Source organism: Mycolicibacterium nivoides, assembly GCF_003855255.1.
GTDB classification, from domain to species: domain Bacteria; phylum Actinomycetota; class Actinomycetes; order Mycobacteriales; family Mycobacteriaceae; genus Mycobacterium; species Mycobacterium nivoides.
The window spans coordinates 422844-439512 of record NZ_CP034072.1 but is presented as its reverse complement, the minus strand read 5'-3'; the positions used below and the strand labels follow the sequence as shown (position 1 = coordinate 439512).

Below are 16669 nucleotides of genomic sequence, written 5' to 3'. Positions count from 1 at the left end.
AGGTTTCAGGGCGGACGCGCGCGCGGGCGTCAGAGATGACGAGCCAGCTCAACCGTCGAACTGCCATGCTCGCCGAGCAACGTCCGCCGCAGACGCGCCATATGCGCGGCACAACGCGCCTGCGCACCCTCACCATCACCGGCCGCGATCAAGTCGACTATTTGCTCAAACTCCCGAATCGTGCGGCGCCGCGACGCAATGGGCTCCCGCTGGCTTCGCGTAAGCACGTCGGCCACTGCTGCGCGGACGATGACCTCATTGATCATCTCGCAGATAAGAATTAGCGTCTGGTTTCCGGCCAACTGCACCATGTCGCTGTGGAATCCGACCATCGCGGCAGTACATGCCGTCGGGTCGTTCACGGTGCGCTTCATCTCGATCACCAATCCACGCAGTTGCTGCGCGGCACGCTCACGCCCGCGTGAGATGGCCACCATCCGAGCCGCCGCAGGCTCGATCACCGCGCTGGCTTCGAACACATCAGCCAGCGATACGCTGCGGGATTGCAGCACCAACGCCGCGGCCCGCGCCGTCATCCGTTGATCGGGCCGGTGCACGACGACCCCGCCTAGTGCGCCCCGGACCACGGAGATCAGACCCTCAGCCTCCAAAATCCGCAACGACTCCCGCAATGACGGTCGAGACACCTCGAAACGTTCGAGCAATTCGGCCTCGGTCCCCAGCAGGTCGCCCTCATCGAGCCCGCCTTCGATGATCAAACCACGCAGTTCGTCGGCGATCTGCTTGGGCTTTCCGGGCGCAGGCCCACCGGCCGATCCACTCCTACCTACCGTCGGCTTGGCCACTTCTCTCCCTACCGCCCCATCGATGCAGACCACCGCATGAGGCACGAATCAAACTTGTCCATGTACGCAGCGCATAACCTCCCAGGCACGCGATCCATTCTTTACAGATAATACCTTTAGAGGTTTAGATGCAGACATGGCGGTCAATCGTGTCTCAAGATACCAACGCAACACACGGCGGCCCCCTTCATGGGCGCGGTATGACTGCGAAACACTCCGCCCCACCCGCTCACAACCAAACGTAGCGAAGCCGCAGATCCTCCACCGAGGGTGTCGCCCCCAGAATCCGCGAGCTCATCCCCCAGCTCGACGACCTCCACGACATCAACACTGCGGTAACGCATCTCTGCGAGGCGGCAGGGTCCGTAGCACCGTCTGCTTCGGTTCGGAGGCAGGGTCGTGAGCAATGTATTCAACGAACGAAGCGCGTTCGAATTCACCGTCACGACGGAACGACCCACACTCGATCATTACCGTCGGGGCTGGATCCCCGGACCAGATGCCGCTCTGGCCGGAATGTGGATCGGTGCGGTGGTCAATAACTCTGCAGGGCAGACTTATTGGGGGCTGCGCGGGGCCGACGACTTCCTCACCGGGATGACACACGTAGTGTCACCGATCGCCGGCTTCAAAAAGCTCCGGCCCACATTCGACTCCGAACAACCACACCTGTTCGCGGAGTACTCGACCATCGACTGGTTCGAGCCGATGGCTTACGCCGACACCGCTGCCTCGGTCTCCCTAACCTATCCCAGCGGACGCATCGAACGCGACGCCGACGGTCTCCACTGGCACGACGCGAGCGGACGTTGGGAAATACACGGCACCAACGTCACCGACGTATTCACCGTTCACGTACCCGTGCAGGACGGCGTCGCGGAGCACGCGTATTACCGGCACGAGTTGATGGCTGCCACCGGAACCATCGACGGCATTCCCGTCTCGGGATACCTGCATCAGGACTACGCCTACGGGGCGCCGGGACGGGTGTACCCGGAGCTGCCCATTGTCCGGCACCTGCAGGGGATGTGGGTGTCGTGGATGCACGAGTACCCGGACGGGCAGTGGGGCGGCGGCTGCTTCTGGCAGGGGCGCGACGGCGTCGCGTTCGGTCCCGGATACCACGTCACCGACGGTGTCACCATCGCGCACGACGACATAACGGCGACTCCGGCGTTCGACGATGCAGGGAAGCTGACCAGGCTGGACGCCAACATCGGTTCGGACACATACACATTCACGTTCGACACCTCGGGCAGCTACATCCACTACTTCGGGCGTCTCACCGCCAGCTCGTCGGCCAAGGTTCCGTCGCGCAGCTGGTGCTGGGTCGAATACGCCGGTGCGCTGCTCGCCCCCGAAATCCTCGACATGGCGATGGCGCCCTTCGACCTCGCGCGCGGGCGGTGACCCAGGCCGAACCGCCGAAGTTCCATCTCCTGGCGGCCAACCCCGGCAAGCGACGCACCGAGATCATCTATCTGGCGTGGTTTCTCATTACGATTCTGCTGCAAGGGCTGGTAGTGATAAACCTCAGCTATGCCGTCCCAACGATCCCGCCCTGATCGGTCAGGCGATCGTGATGGCGCTCGGCACACTCATCTGGGCCGTGCTGGGCGGGTTCGTCGCACTGATCATCGCCAGCCAGGCGAGCGCACCCCGCTGAGCACCACCGTCGTGTCCGGGTTCGCCACCATAGGCATCCTGATGGTGCTGGTGGTGATCACCAAGACCTTAATCGCACCGCACTACGTCGAAAGTTCTCCACGGTGTACGCCATCTCAACGACTGAAGTCCCGACAACTGTTTGGCAACGGAGCCATAGAAGACTCAGTCCGCCAGGCGCTCGGCGACCAACCCCTCCTGCACCAAGGTGGCGGCGACCGCACCGTCGGCGCGCAGCAGGCGTGACGTGATCAGGCCGCGGCCCCGCGCCGCGGCCGGTGAGCGCGACTCCAGCAGATTCCACTCCCCGGCACGCACCGGACGGTGAAACCAGATCGACGAATCGGTCGTGCCACTGCGGTGACTGCGCGAACGCATACTGTGCCCGTGCACGGCCAACGCCGGATCGATCCCGTACAGGTCGGTGATGTAGACCGCGATGAGCGTGTGCACCAACGGATCCTCGGGCAGGCCGGTGGTGACCCGCCACCACATCCGGCGCACGAACTCGTCGCCCTCCCCTTCGTCGGCGATACGGATGTCGAACTCGTCGAGCGGCAGGGACGGCGCCGGGCCGGGCGGGCCGGTGCACGGCAGCACCTCAGGATCGTGCGGCATCGCACTCAACCCGTGCACGGGCCCGGCCAGCGCCGTCGCGAACGACACCGTCGCCGTTGTCAGCATGCGGCCATGCTCGTAGGATTCGACGCGCCGGGCCGAGGCGGTGCGCCCGTCGTACACGTGCTGCACGCGATACTCGGCGGCTTCCCCGGCGTCCCCGCCGCGCAGGAACTGCAGGTGCATGTTGGTCGGAGCCCGGTCATCGCCCACCGTCCGGCAGGCGGCCGCCAGGCTCTGCGCGGCCATCAGACCGCCGTAGGCCCGCTTACCGGCAGGACCGCTGGCCTGCCCCGTGAAGACCTCCCCGTCGGCGGCAGCATCGGCCCCGACGTCCAACAGCCTCAGCAGGGTGCTCACCGCTTGTCGGTACCCGTTGCGACGGTGCCGGATTCGGTCAGTGCCACGATCTGGTCGGCACCGAGCCCGAGGTGTTCGGCCAGCACGGCGGTGGTGTCGTCCCCGAGCGCGGGCGCGGGGACGGCGGGCGGATACATCCCACCGATCGACACGGGCAGGCCCGGCGCCAGGTAGGTCCCGATACGGGGTTGCTCCAGCGGGGTGAACAGCGGGTTGGCGACGACCCGCTCGTTGACGGCGACCTCGGCGAAGCTGCGGTACCGCTCCCAGAGCACCGATGTTCCCGAGAGCGCTGTGCTGATCTCCTCGGCGGTGTGCTCGCTGAACCAGAGGGTGAACAGTCCGGTCAGCGCGTCGCGGTGGGTGTAGCGCTGACCTTCGTCGCTGAAGTCGGCACCGAACGCCTCCGCAAGGGCGGCAACGGCTTTGGTGGTCCCGGTGACTTCGGTGAGATCGCGGAAATGCCGGCCGGTGAGCGCCACGAGCATGAAGCCGACGCCGTCGCTGCTGGTGAAGTTCTGCCCGTAGGTGCCGTACAGGGTATTGCCGAGCCGTTCTCGGCCGGTGCCGTTGATCATCACCTCGGTCAGGAACCCGAGATTGCCCGCCGTGGCGAGTGCGACGTTCTCCAGGGGAATACTGATCCGTGCGCCCTCACCGGTGGAATCCCGATGGCGCAGTGCGGCACTGACTGCCAGCGCCACGTACAGCCCGCAGCTGACATCCCAGGCCGGAAGCACATGGTTGACCGGCGTGGCCAACTGCGCGGGCCCGGTCACCATCGGGAAGCCCAGGCCGGCGTTGACCGTGTAATCCACCCCGGTGCCACCGTCGGCGCGCCCAGACACCTCGACATGGATCAGGTCGGGACGCAGCGCGGACAGTACGTCGTACGAATGCCACTGCCGCCCGGCCACATTCGTGATGAGCACGCCGGCCTCGGCGATCAGCTGCTGTACCAGCTGCTGCCCCTCGGGTGAGCGCATATCGGCGGCCAGCGAGCGCTTGCCCTTGTTCAGCCCGGCCCAGTAGATGCTGTCACCGCCGTCGGTGAGCGGCCAGCGGTGATAGTCGGCAGCACCCCCGATGGGATCCACCCGCACCACCTCGGCCCCCAACTGGGCCAGGGTCATGCCCGCCAGCGGCACGGCGACGAAGCTGGAGATCTCGATGATGCGCACCCCGGCCAGCGGACGGGTCGGATCCGGCGTCACAGATTCGGCCATGCCAGTCAAGCTATCGTGCGCCGACCAGTTTCACTGCGGCGGCCTCGATGGTGTCCTCGGACAACAGCACCTGCAGCGCGGCGTCGCCCAGCGGGATGAAGCTGTCGGCACTGGCCACGCGCTGCACGCTGCCGGTGAAGCCGTGATCGATGAGTTCGGCCAGCACGCCTTCCCCCACGCCTCCGGTGCGGCGGGTCTCGTCGACGATGAGCACCCGGCCGGTCGCGTCCGCCTCGCGCAGCATGTCCTCGACCGGCAGCGGCGACAGCCAGCGCAGGTCGACCACCCGCGCGGCGATCCCGGCCTGCTCCAGGCGACGGGCCACCCGCAGGCTCATCCACAATCCGTTGCCGAACGTCAGGATGGTCAGGTCGGCGCCGGCACCGTAGGTGCGGGCCGCACCGATGCGCACCGGCTCGGCCGGATAGGGCGCCAACCATTCCTGATCGCCATCGGCGTGCAGGTCCCTGGTGTGGTACAGGGCGATCGGTTCGAGGTAAACGCACACGGCACCAGCGGTTTTCGCCGCGGCGACGCAGGTGTGCAACATCGCTGCCGCATCGTCGGGCCGGGCCGGCGATGCGATCACCACCCCGGGGATGTCGCGGATCGCAGCGATCGAGTCGTCGTTGTGGAAGTGGCCGCCGAATCCCTTCTGGTAGCCGTAGCCCGCGATCCGCACCACCATCGGATTCCGGTACTGGCGGTTGGAGAAGAACTGCAGCGTGGCTCCCTCACCGCGGATCTGGTCGGCCGCGTTGTGCAGATAGGCCAGGTACTGGATCTCCGGGATCGGCAGCAGGCCCGATAGCCCGGCCCCCAGGGCCAGGCCGAGAATCGTTTGTTCGTCGAGCAGGGTGTCGAACACGCGGGCGGGTCCGGCGGTGTTCTGCAGGCCCCGGGTGACGCCATAGACGCCGCCTTTGCGGGCGATGTCCTCTCCGAATGCGATCGCCTCCGGGTGCGCTCGCAGCACGTCCTTGAGGGCTCGGTTGATGGCCAGCGCCAGGGTCAGCGGCGCGCCGCCCGGTTCTGCCGGGCCGGCCACCGAGACCGCCCGGGCCTCGTCGAACGTATCGCGCAGCGGTTTCATCACCGCCGGCGCGCTGTCGAGCTGTGAGCAGGCGCTGAGCTCCCCTGCCAGCGCGATCACCTCGGTCCGTTTGGCCTCGTATCGCTCGACGGCGTCGCTGGCGGTTAGTACACCGTGTGCCACAAGGATTCTCGCGGTATTGAGCACCGGATCTCGGTCGAAGTCGGCCAGGATTTCATCGGGCCTGCGATAGGCCGGCTCGTAGTCGGAGCCGGCATGGCCCATCAGCCGAACCGTGCCGAGATGCAGGAAGGCGGGTTTGCGATGGTTGCGCACCCACTGTGCGGCGGCCAGTGCGGTGTCGAACGCCGTGAACAGATCGCAGCCGTCGGCGGCGAAATACTTGAGTCCGTCGTGGTGGGCATAAGTCCGGGCCACCCACCCGCGCGGCGTCTTGGTACTGATCCCGATGCCGTTGTCTTCACAGACGAACAGCAGCGGCATGGGCAGTCCCTGGTAGGAGGCGTGCAGTGCGGCATTGATCGCGCCCACGGCCGTGGAGTGGTTGGCTGATGCGTCACCGAAGCTGCACACCGTGACCGCATCGTCGGGCCACGGACAGGCGACATCGAGTTTGCGGGCCCGGGCGATCGAAAAGGCGACCCCCACCGCCCGCGGTAGGTGCGAGGCGATCGTCGAAGTCTGCGGAATGATGTTCAGGTCGTGGCGGCCGAACACCTTGTGCCGCCCGCCGGAAATCGGCTCGTCAGTGGCAGCGACCAGGCCCAGCAGCACATCGCGCACAGGATCGCTGCCGGCCACCTGAGCAGCACGGGCCAGGTAGAAACCTCCGGAACGGTAATGCAGCAGTGCTGGATCGTCTGCGCGCAGCGCCGCGGCGACCGCCGCGTTGCCCTCGTGTCCGGATGATCCGATCGTGTAGAAGCCTTTGCCCTGTGCCCGCAACCAGCGCGCGGCCAGGTCGAGGTGGCGACTGCCCAGCTGGGCGTCGAAGAGGGCCAATGCAATCCGTTCGGTCAACGCCGATCCGTCGGGCCACGGTTGGTCGCCGGGTCCAGTGAACTCCGAAACGGTGGTGCAGAAGTATTCGTCGATGGCTTCGTGGTGAGAACTGGCCACCTGGCCTCCTGAGCTCGCGGCGGGCGGACGATCAGCGGAACGCCGGAATTCCGGTGAGCGCCTGCCCGATGATCAGACTATGCATTTCGCTGGTGCCTTCGTAGGTCAACACCGATTCCAGGTTGTTGGCGTGCCGCATCACCGGATATTCGGCACTGATACCGCTGGCGCCCAGGATGGTGCGCGCGGTGCGGGCGATCTCCAGGGCTTCCCGGACATTGTTGAGCTTGCCGAGGCTGACTTGATCCGGAACCAGATCGCCGGCGTCCTTACGCCTGCCGAGGTGCAGTGCGAGCAACACACCCTTTCCGTACTCCAGCGTCATGTCCGCGAGCTTCTGCTGCGTGAGCTGGAAGCCGCCGATCGGCCGGCCGAACTGTTCACGTGACCGCGCATACTCCAGTGCGGTCTGCAGGCAGTCCCGCGCCGCACCGAGGGCACCGAAAACGATGCCGAACCGCGCCTCGTTCAGACAGCGCAGCGGCGCGCCGAGACTGGTCGCTCCGGGGAGCCGCGCGCTGTCGGGCAGCCGGACACCGTCGAGTACCAACTCGCTGGTCACCGACGCCCGCAGCGACATCTTCGACTTGATCGTGTTGGCGGCGAAACCCGTTGTGTCCGTGGGTACGACGAAGCCGCGGACGCCCTCGTCGGTGCGCGCCCAGATGACGGCCACATCGGCCACCGATCCGTTGGTGATCCACATCTTGGTGCCGGTCAACACCCAGTCGTCGCCGGACCGGATAGCCCGGGTTCGCATCCCGGCCGGGTTGGACCCGTGGTCGGGTTCGGTGAGGCCGAAGCACCCGATCGTGCGACCGGCGGACATCGCCGGGAGCCACCGCTGCTTCTGCTCCTCGCTGCCGAATGTGTGAATGGCGAACATGGCCAGCGATCCCTGCACGCTGACCAGCGACCGGATCCCGGAGTCACCGGCTTCCAGCTCCAGGCAGGCCAACCCGTAGGCCACCGCGCTGGTGCCCGCGCATCCGTAACCCTGCAGGTGCATGCCGAGCAACCCGAGTTCGCCGAGCTCGCGCGCCAACTCACGGGCCGGGAGCTCGCCGCTCTCATACCAACTCGCGACGTGCGGGCTGATACTCCGCTGGACGACCGATCGCACGGTGTCGCGAATCTCGCGTTCTTCGGCCGAGAGCAGCGCATCGATACCGAACATCGGGTCGGCGTCGACGGTTCCGGAACTGCGCGGGGCCACAGCAGCTTCAACCATATTTCTGGACTCCTGGTGGTTGGTGGTCGGTTCAGCAGCACCCGATGCGGCGCTCCGTGGAATGCGCGGCCGGCGCCGGCTCGCCGCGCCATTTGACCGCGCGGCTCGGAGGCGGGGTCTGTTCACTGCGTGTCTTCACCAGTGGCATACCGTCGACCAGCACGGTCGCGATGCCCGGTAGGTCACCGAAGGCAAAGCAGTCCAGGGCGTCGTCGGCGGTCGATCCGGTGACCGGTCCGAGGACCAGCAGGTCGGCAGGTCGCCCTTCCGCGAGCACCCCGGTGTCCAGGCCGTGTGCCCGCGCGGTCTGGCCGGTGGCCGCCGCAACCGCGCGGGCCGGGTCGACGCCGCAGACCGAGGCCAGAAAGCAGATGTTGCGCAGCATTCCTCGAGGGATCACGCCGGTGCCGCCGGGTGTATCGGTGCCGAGCGTGAGCCTGCCGAGTTCGTCGCGCGCGGACAGTTGGTCGACGACCAGTTTGGTCGCGCGGTAGTTCATGGAGCTGCACACCTCGACGTGCGCCGAGGGCAGATCGGCGATGATCGCCACGATGTCGTCGTCAGGGGGTGGGATCGGGCCACCCGAGATATGACCCACGATGTCCGGCTTGACCGCTACCACGACGTCACGTCCGGCCACCCGGCTCGACCCGGACCGCGACACCCCGCCTGAGTGCATCTTGACGGTCATGCCGCGTTCATGGGCCCATTGGACGTAGCGCTGCGCTTCGCCGTCGCCCAGCCGGCTCCAGTCGTAGAAGATGAACTTGAGTTGGTCGATGCCTTCGCAGTGCGCCCGGTCGAAGTGCTCCTCTGTCATACCCGGCACCAGCAGCACCGTGCCCGCGTTGACCTTCACGCCCGAAGGGCGCGCACGCCCGGTGGTGTGCTTGGACGTGATCGCGATGCTCAGTACGAGTTCCGGCGTCAGCGCGCCGAAATCCAAGCCGGGGATGTGCAGTTCGCCCGCGGACACCATCGAGGTGGTCCCGCCCTGGAGATAGTTGCCGATCCAACCGATCGAGTTCTGTGCCGGCGTCCACTCGCCGAACGTCGGGTGCACGTGCCCGTCGACGAGTCCGGGTACGACGGTCAACCCGCCGGCGGACAGCACGTGGTCGGGATCGTGGTGGTCGACCCCGATGCCTGCGACGTATCCGTCCTCGATCAGCAGCGTGGTGTCACGCTGGGGTGGCGACGAGGCATCGCCGGACACCAGCAGGCCGATGTCCTCGACGAGCAGTGTGGTCACAGGTCCTCCCACGGTTGGATTTTGTATACACTATCCGATGTTGCGTAATCGGCATAGCGCAACCGTCGGCGACACGACTGCGGTGCCCGCCGATTCAGCCCTGTTGGTATTCACCGCTGCCGCAACCACATCGGTGCCACCAACGGCGCCACGAACACGACCAGCAACACGATCAACGCGCCCGCGATATTCATCGCCAGCCGCACCACGCCCTCGTACCAGGGGAACAATTCCGGGTATTCACTGATCACCAGCAGCACGGGAGGACCGGTGATCGCCCACCACGTGTAGTTGACAGGCCGCAGCGCCATCGCGAGCAGGAACAGCACCACGGTCAGTCCGATCACCACCGGCGCCGGTGGATGTGCCCCCAGCAGAGCTGCGGCGATCACCGCACCGACTGCGTTGCCCGAAAGCCGCTGGGCCAAGCGCTGGCCGGTCTGGGACTGGCTCGGCTGAATGGTCAACAGCACGCTGGTGACCAACCAATGGCCGCCCACCATCCCGGCGGGCAGCAGTGTCGCCAGCAAGACGGCCAGCCCCACGGCGACGCCTACGCGAACCGCATGAGCCACCCCGGCCGGGCCGCTCGCCGAGGTCGGCTCATCCTCGCCGCGGTGCCGCAGCCGGGATACCGCGAACCACACCATCCAGCCGACGAACACGATGACGATGCCGACGAGATACGGCCACAGCGCGGTCGGACCCGTGGCGTCGGCATCCAGGTCGAGCGATATCAGAACCACCGCGAGGCCCGCCGTGGCACCGACCCCTGGCACGAGTGCGCCCGCGATCGACGCCGCGACGGTGAGCGCCGCGAGTACCACGGCGTTGTGCATGCTGACGACGAGCGCTCCGGCGGCCATCACCGTAGCGGCTCGCACAGCCATGGTGTGCAGGGCCGGGCGCCAGGCGGTGGGTATCTCGGGAACGGCGGTCAGCACGAAGCCCAGCCCGATCGCCGACCCCCACTCGGCCCGGCCCAACAGAGCTGTGCCACAAAGGATCACACCCAGCCCGACGGCGAGCGCCGCACCCATCCCCCACCGGCTACTGCCCACGGGACGCAGCAGCTCCGGAGTGCGGAGCCGGCCTACGTTCACAAGGCTGTCGGCAGGCCCCGCGCGCGACGCCATCACCCGGATTGACCGGCGGCGTCCAGCACCGCCTGCACGATGCCTTGGTAGCCGGTGCAACGGCAGATATTGCCTGACAACGCCTCTCGCACCGAATCCTCGGTCAGCGGCTTCTCGGTATCGGGATCACGCAACAGCTCGACGGCAGTGACGAGGAATCCCGGAGTACAGAACCCGCACTGCAGGCCCCCTCGCTCGGAAAACGCCTGGCGCAGCCTTCTGGTCTCCTCGAACTCCTCGAGACCCTCGACCGTCGTCACCCGCATCCCGTCGATCTGCACCGCCAGCATGAGGCAGGTGCGCACGCTGCGACCATCGAGGAATACCGAACAAGCGCCGCATACCCCGTGCTCGCAACCCAGGTGTGTTCCGGTCAGGCCCAGTTCGTCCCGCAGAAAATCGGCCAGCGTCAATCGGGGCGCCACCGTGCGCTGTATCGACCTGCCGTTGACCACAGCTGATATCGGCACACCCGCCGGCGGCTGCGACGTATCGGTAGCCAGCGTCTCAATTGCCCGCATGGAAGGTCTCCTGTCCCTCTTCGATGCGCCGCTGAGCTTCGGTGAGCGCTTGCGCCAAAGCCTCGCCGCACAACCGCCGCGAGTAGTCGGGATCATCGGACGACGGTTCGGCGGTAGCCGCCCAACGCTGTGCCAGACCTCGCCACAATCGCGCCGAGGGACGTTCACCGACCACCTCGTCGCCGGTGAACAACAGTGGCCGGTCCGCGGCGCTGAGAGCACCGGCGCGCAACGACGCGACCCGGCCCGCACTGTCGACGCTCAGCAGGCAACCGGCACCGGCCAGCCCGTAATCACCATGTTGCCGGGCATATTCGACGAATCCCCAGCCCTGATCCCGGCCTATGGCGGGGATCGAAACCCACGTGACCATCTCGTCCGGTTCGAGCGCGTTGGTGTAGAACGACACGAACATGTCCTCGGCCGCGACAGCGCGACGGCCGCCGCGCGCGGACTCGGTGTGAAATGTCGCGCCGAGCACCAAGGTGGCCAACGGCATTTCGGCCGCCGGATCGGCGTGAGCCACCGAACCGCCGAGAGTTCCTCGGTTACGGATCCCGATGTGTCCGATCTGGCCGGCAGCGGTCGCCAGCAGCGGCGCGCGAGCGGCGATCAACGGATCGACCTCCACGGTGCGATGAGTCACCAAGGCGCCGAGGATCAGATCGTCGGTGTCGTCGAAAACCCGCCGGAGTTCATCGAGGCGGCCGATGTCGATGATCACGCTCGGTCGCGCCAACCGAAGGTTCATCAGCGCCATCAGCGACTGTCCGCCGGCCATCAGTTTGGCGTCTGGATAACTCGCCAACTGCTCGAGGGCCTCGCCGACCGAATCCGGCCGGAGGTAATGAAAGGACGCGGGCTTCACGATGCCTGCCGGTCAAGGGCTCGGAACAGTTGTGCCGTACAGATCGGCGTGCTGTCGATCTCGATCCGTCGACCGAGTGCATCGTCGACGGCCCCGGCGAGCACGGCGTACACGGCGATGGTCCCGCTCTCCCCCGCCCCGCGAACCCCGATCGGGTTCGCCGGGGTGTCGGCATACAGATGCCGTACCCGCACCATCGGCATGTCCGTCGTCAACGGCAGGTGGTAGGCGGCAAACGTGGTCGATTGCGGCTGACCGGTTTCCGAGTACTTCCATTGCTCGAACAGCGCCCCACCGACCCCCTGAGCGACACCGCCGATGATCTGTCCTTCGACGATTCTCGGATTGATCTCACGACCGCCCTCGTGCGACACCGCATACCGCAACACCTTGATGATTCCGGTCCGCCGATGCACGCCGACGATCGCAGCGTGCACACCCATCGTCCAGGTCACCGTCGAAACCCGATGTACCGCAGTGACATCGAGAGCACCGCTGCTCTCCTGCTCGCCGCCCACCGCGGCCGCCCTGGCGAGCTCCACCCAGTCGATCGAATAGTCCCTGGCGACGTGAAACCGCCCACCGACGTATTGGACGTCGCCGCGTTGTGCGTTCGACAGGACTGCGATCCGCTCGGTGGCCAGCTCAATCAGGGTGCAGGCGGCTTTGTGTACCGCTGAGCCTGCGAGAATCGCCGAACGGCTGGCGAAGGTACCCACGCCGTCGGGCAGCCGCTCGGTGTCCCCCGGCACGTAATGGACCCGGTCGAACGGCACCGCCAAAGCCTCGGCGGCAACCTGCGCGAACACCGTCTCATGCCCCTGACCGGCCGACGCCGCTCCAGCGGTGACCTCGAACTGGCCGTCGGGCAGCAGGCGTATCCGCGCGGTCTCGTGCGGCCCACGGCCAGTGGCCTCCAGATAGGACGACAGGCCGTACCCGATGTGGTACTGCGGGAACTCGACTGCGCAGGCGGCCGATTCGCTCCGCGGCAGCGCGTCGAGCACCGATTCGAGACAGGCCCGATAGTCGTGACCGTCGTACCGGATGGGCACACCGTCACGGTAGGGAATCGGCCTGGGGTAAGGCATGTCGGCATTGGTCAGGAGGTTGCGCCGCCGGATCTCGTCGGTACTCAGGCCGATCTCGCGGGCTGCGGCGTCGAGGCTGCGCTCCAGAGCGAACGTCGCCTCGGGCCGGCCGGCACCGCGATACTGGGCGACCAACGTCTTGTTGGTCAGTGCAGCGCGACCGGAGATCTGTGCGGCCGGTATCCGATACGGGCCGAGGAGGTGGATCGCGGTGTTGGCGATGATGCCGGCCACCCAGAGGCTTCCGGCCCCGATATCGACGACGAAATCGTCTACCCAGGCCAGGATGTGGCCGTCGCGATCGACGGCAAGCCTGGTGCGGTGCACCTGATCGCGGCCCTGCGCGCTGGCCAGCAGATGTTCCTGGCGATCCTCGATCCAGATCAACCGCTGGCCGGTGTGCCGGGCCAACAGTGCCAGCAGGACCTCTTCGCCGTACACGTTGGCCTTCGTACCGAAGCCACCGCCCACGTCGGGAACCGCGACCTTGACATCCTGGCGTGACCAGCCGGTTACCGCACAGATCGCGTTGCGCACCATGTGCGGAACCTGAGTCGAGGTGGTCACCTCCACCCGCTGCCGCCGAGAGTCGAACTGCGCCAGCACGCCTCGGCATTCCAGTGGGACCGCACCGTGCCGGTTCATCCGGTAGGTACCGCTGACCACCGTTGCGGCCGAGGCGAACCCGCTCTCGACATCGCCGAACGAATAGTGCAATCGGGCCGCCTCGTTGCTGTCGAGGTGCTCGAACAGCGGCGGACAGTCGGCATCGAGAGCGCTGAACGGATCGGTTACCACCGGCAGCGGCTCATAGTCGACCTCGACGGCCTCCAGAGCGTCTTCGGCCCGATAGCGATCCTCGGCGACCACGACCGCCACCGGTTGTCCGGCGTAGTGCACGCGGTCGTGAGCCAGGATCGGCAGCCGCTGCTCGGCCAACACACACGACGTGGCTGCGGTGAAGTCCGGATCGGGAGTGGTCAGTGAAGGGATGGGGACACCACACAGACCCAGGTCATCGGCGGTGTAGACACCGATCACGCCCGGCATCTGCTCGGCCACCGACACGTCGAGTCGGATGATCCTCGCGTGCGGTTGGGCCGACCGCAGGAACACGACGTGGTGCGCACCCGCCGCACAGTCGGCCACGAACTGACCGTGACCGCCGAGTAGGCGCTCGTCTTCGCGACGCCGGACCGAGCTACCGATGTGCCCCGGCGCCGATGAGTTCGCGGTCAATGAAGTCGTTTCTCCCACTGCCAGAGCGCGATCGAGATACCGAACGAGATGGTGATCAGCAACATGATGGTGGCCACCATGGACGGGTAGTCGCCGTGACTGTAGGCCTGCAGTACCACCCGGCCGAGACCTCGTCTGGTCGCGAAGAACTCCGACAGCACCACGCCGACCACCGCGAGGCTCACCGCCAGCCGGATTCCGGTCAACAGCGGCCGCCGGATCGCCGGAATGATGATGTGCACCAAGGTCTGCCAGCCGTTGGCCCGCACCGACCGGGCCAGTTTCCAGTACACCCGCGGGATTTCCCGCACGCCGGTGGTCACGTTGATCAATACCGGAAACAGTGCGAACAGCACCCCCATGACGATCTTGGAGCCAGAAAGGCTGAAGATCGGCAGCAGTACCGGGTACAGCACGATCTTCGGAATTCCGTTCAGAACTATCAGCATCGGCTCGAACATCACGCGCAACCGCTGAGACAGACCGAGCACGAGCCCCAGCGCCCCACCGATTGCCGTGCCTATCACGAACGCCAGGAACACCGACTGTGCTGTGACCTGCAGATCGAACAGATACCCGGGATCGGCAAGATTGTGGACGAGTACCCGGAAGGTCTCCACCGGTGAGGGAATGACAAACGTCAACGCCGAGAAGATCTCCCAGACGACGACCACCACGAGTGCCAGCAGGGTCGCCCCGACGGCCTGGTTGCCGAGGACGGCGCGGAGTCGCTGCGGCATGGTTCGCGGCGCGGGCACCGCATGGTGTCCGGCAGGTGACTGCAGGGTCGAGGTCATCGGTTCCTCCCGCGCAGCAGAATGCGTTCCACCGCGGCCAGCAGCGCCGTGAGGATGCAGGACAGCACCAGCACGACCGCGATGTAGGCGAACATCTCGTTGTTGTTGAAAATCTCGTAGAGGTACCGGATCCGGTAGCCCAGGCCGGCCTGCGCGGTGGTGAACTCCATCGCGATGGTTCCGATCAGCGCGTAGACGACGGCCAGGCGCAGGCCCGCCACGATGTACGGGCCGGCCGCCGGGATGGCGATCGCGAAAAGGGTCTGGCGGGGCGAAGCCTTCAGTGAGCGGGCCAGTTTCATGTACACCGGCGGCATCGTGTTGAGCCCGACCGCCGTGTTCAGCGCCATCGGAATGGCCGCCATGATGGTCGCCAGGATGATCACCGACGTCGCGTTGATCCCGACGATCACGATCATCACGGGATAGAACAGCACGAGCGGCACCGCATAGAACGACACCAGGTACGGCTCGAAGATGCGCCCGACGGCAGGCAGCTTCCAGAAGGTCAGGCCGGCCGCGAAACCCAGTAAACTGCCGAACAGAATCGAGAACGCCACCTCGATACCCGTCCGGGCCGCGTCCTTCCAGAACTGCGCTTCGCCGAGGAGGCTGCCGAGCTCGGACAGAATCACCGAAGGCGCGGGCAGAATGCGGTCACTCCACAGCCCCGTCCGGGCTCCCAACTCGGCGATCAGTAGGAAGCCGACGATGAGCGCGAGTGTCGAGACCAGACTGATCGCCGAGCTGCCCAACCGGACCTTGCGCCGCTGGGGCTCCGGGCGGCCCGCGTGGGTACTCATGGCCTCGGTGGGCAGGTCATCCTGTGCGACATAAGACGTCGTCACGTAGCCACCTTCTTCTGGGCTTCCTGCTGTCTGAACCCGCGCATGGATTCGGCTTGCAGTGACGTCCAGATCCGGTTCTGGAGTTCGTTGAATCGCGGGGTGGAGACCATGCTCGCGTCACGCTCGGCGGGTAGGTCGATGTCAACGACATCGATGATCGATCCAGGCCGGTACGACATCACCCAAACCTGTTGGGAGAGCAGAATCGCCTCGGAAATATCATGGGTGACGAACACGATGGTCTGTTTGGTTCTCGCCCAGATCTGCCGTACCTCGGCACCGAGAAACAGCCGGGTCTGCTGGTCGAGCGCCGCGAACGGCTCGTCCATCAGCACCACTTCCGGCTGAACCGCCAAGGTCCGCGCGAGCGCGACCCGCTGCCGCATGCCTCCGGAAAGCATGGAGGGATAGGATTTTTCGAAGCCGCCGAGTCCGACCAGTTCGATCGCCTCGTTCGCCCGTCGACGGCGATCGGCCTTGTCGGTCCCGATCATCTCCATCGCGAATGCCACGTTCTCTTCGACCGTGCGCCACGGCAGCGTGGAATCTTCCTGAAACACCACACCGATTGACGGGTCAGGGCCCGTGACGGGCCTTCCGGCGACGCGCACCAATCCGGTTGATGACTCCTGCAGACCGGAGATCACGGCCAGCAGGGTCGACTTTCCGCACCCGCTCGGTCCGACGATGGACACGAAACTGGCATGCGGCACGTGCTGTTTGATGTCGGTTACCGCTGTCACCTTGCCGGCCGGGGTGTCGAAGACCACGGAGACGTTGTCGATCCGGATACCGTCACGATCCATTGATACGCCTTTCGGGGGCACTGGCCCTGGTC

The 16669-nt window shown here is 66.2% G+C and carries 15 protein-coding genes; 2 read left to right on the top strand and 13 right to left on the bottom strand.

Going from position 1 to position 16669, the window contains the following annotated elements; translation table 11 throughout:
- Positions 1 to 29: 29 nt before the first annotated feature.
- Positions 30 to 719 carry a FadR/GntR family transcriptional regulator gene (locus EH231_RS02170; RefSeq protein ID WP_241177863.1) on the bottom strand — a complete coding sequence of 230 codons (690 nt, stop codon included), beginning with the start codon at positions 717 to 719 and terminating at the stop codon, positions 30 to 32.
- Between the two features lie 486 nt (positions 720 to 1205).
- On the opposite strand from EH231_RS02170, the gene EH231_RS02165 reads away from it, so the two are divergent.
- Positions 1206 to 2216: a hypothetical protein gene (locus EH231_RS02165; RefSeq protein ID WP_124711787.1), complete on the top strand. Its 1011-nt coding sequence runs from the start codon at positions 1206 to 1208 to the stop codon at positions 2214 to 2216.
- On the top strand, positions 2213 to 2371 hold the full coding sequence (locus EH231_RS34185; protein WP_241177862.1) for a hypothetical protein: 159 nt from the start codon (positions 2213 to 2215) through the stop codon (positions 2369 to 2371). The genes EH231_RS02165 and EH231_RS34185 overlap by 4 nt, the downstream gene beginning before the upstream one ends.
- Positions 2372 to 2636: 265 nt before the next feature.
- Here EH231_RS34185 and EH231_RS02155 read toward each other — a convergent pair whose 3' ends face one another.
- The 12 genes from EH231_RS02155 to EH231_RS02100 form a co-directional block, all read right to left on the bottom strand.
- Positions 2637 to 3449 (bottom strand): acyl-CoA thioesterase, encoded by an 813-nt coding sequence (locus EH231_RS02155; protein WP_124711786.1) that lies wholly within the window; start codon positions 3447 to 3449, stop codon positions 2637 to 2639.
- On the bottom strand, positions 3446 to 4675 hold the full coding sequence (locus EH231_RS02150) for a CoA transferase (RefSeq protein WP_124711785.1): 1230 nt from the start codon (positions 4673 to 4675) through the stop codon (positions 3446 to 3448). The genes EH231_RS02155 and EH231_RS02150 overlap by 4 nt, the downstream gene beginning before the upstream one ends.
- Before the next feature lie 10 nt (positions 4676 to 4685).
- Positions 4686 to 6848, bottom strand: a complete 2163-nt coding sequence (locus EH231_RS02145; RefSeq protein ID WP_090425089.1) for a thiamine pyrophosphate-dependent enzyme — start codon at positions 6846 to 6848, stop codon at positions 4686 to 4688.
- Positions 6849 to 6879: 31 nt separating this feature from the next.
- A complete protein-coding gene (locus EH231_RS02140) occupies positions 6880 to 8079 on the bottom strand; it encodes an acyl-CoA dehydrogenase family protein (RefSeq protein ID WP_090425088.1) in 1200 nt (399 codons plus the stop codon).
- A gap of 31 nt (positions 8080 to 8110) precedes the next feature.
- A complete protein-coding gene (locus EH231_RS02135) occupies positions 8111 to 9331 on the bottom strand; it encodes an amidohydrolase family protein (protein WP_090425087.1) in 1221 nt (406 codons plus the stop codon).
- A 110-nt stretch (positions 9332 to 9441) separates the two neighbouring features.
- A complete protein-coding gene (locus tag EH231_RS02130) occupies positions 9442 to 10371 on the bottom strand; it encodes an FUSC family protein (protein WP_205263341.1) in 930 nt (309 codons plus the stop codon).
- 95 nt (positions 10372 to 10466) lie between these two features.
- Entirely contained in the window at positions 10467 to 10988 is a 522-nt protein-coding gene (locus EH231_RS02125; RefSeq protein ID WP_090425085.1) for a (2Fe-2S)-binding protein, read from the bottom strand.
- Positions 10975 to 11856 carry an FAD binding domain-containing protein gene (locus EH231_RS02120; protein ID WP_090425084.1) on the bottom strand — a complete coding sequence of 294 codons (882 nt, stop codon included), beginning with the start codon at positions 11854 to 11856 and terminating at the stop codon, positions 10975 to 10977. Before EH231_RS02120 ends, EH231_RS02125 begins: the two co-directional genes overlap by 14 nt.
- Positions 11853 to 14186 carry a xanthine dehydrogenase family protein molybdopterin-binding subunit gene (locus EH231_RS02115; RefSeq protein ID WP_124711784.1) on the bottom strand — a complete coding sequence of 778 codons (2334 nt, stop codon included), beginning with the start codon at positions 14184 to 14186 and terminating at the stop codon, positions 11853 to 11855. Before EH231_RS02115 ends, EH231_RS02120 begins: the two co-directional genes overlap by 4 nt.
- A complete protein-coding gene (locus EH231_RS02110) occupies positions 14183 to 14983 on the bottom strand; it encodes an ABC transporter permease (RefSeq protein ID WP_090425082.1) in 801 nt (266 codons plus the stop codon). Before EH231_RS02110 ends, EH231_RS02115 begins: the two co-directional genes overlap by 4 nt.
- Complete coding sequence (locus tag EH231_RS02105) at positions 14980 to 15831, bottom strand: ABC transporter permease (protein ID WP_090425081.1); 852 nt, start codon at positions 15829 to 15831, stop codon at positions 14980 to 14982. The genes EH231_RS02110 and EH231_RS02105 overlap by 4 nt, the downstream gene beginning before the upstream one ends.
- Positions 15828 to 16637: an ABC transporter ATP-binding protein gene (locus EH231_RS02100; protein WP_090425080.1), complete on the bottom strand. Its 810-nt coding sequence runs from the start codon at positions 16635 to 16637 to the stop codon at positions 15828 to 15830. Before EH231_RS02100 ends, EH231_RS02105 begins: the two co-directional genes overlap by 4 nt.
- Between the last annotated feature and the right edge of the window lie 32 nt (positions 16638 to 16669).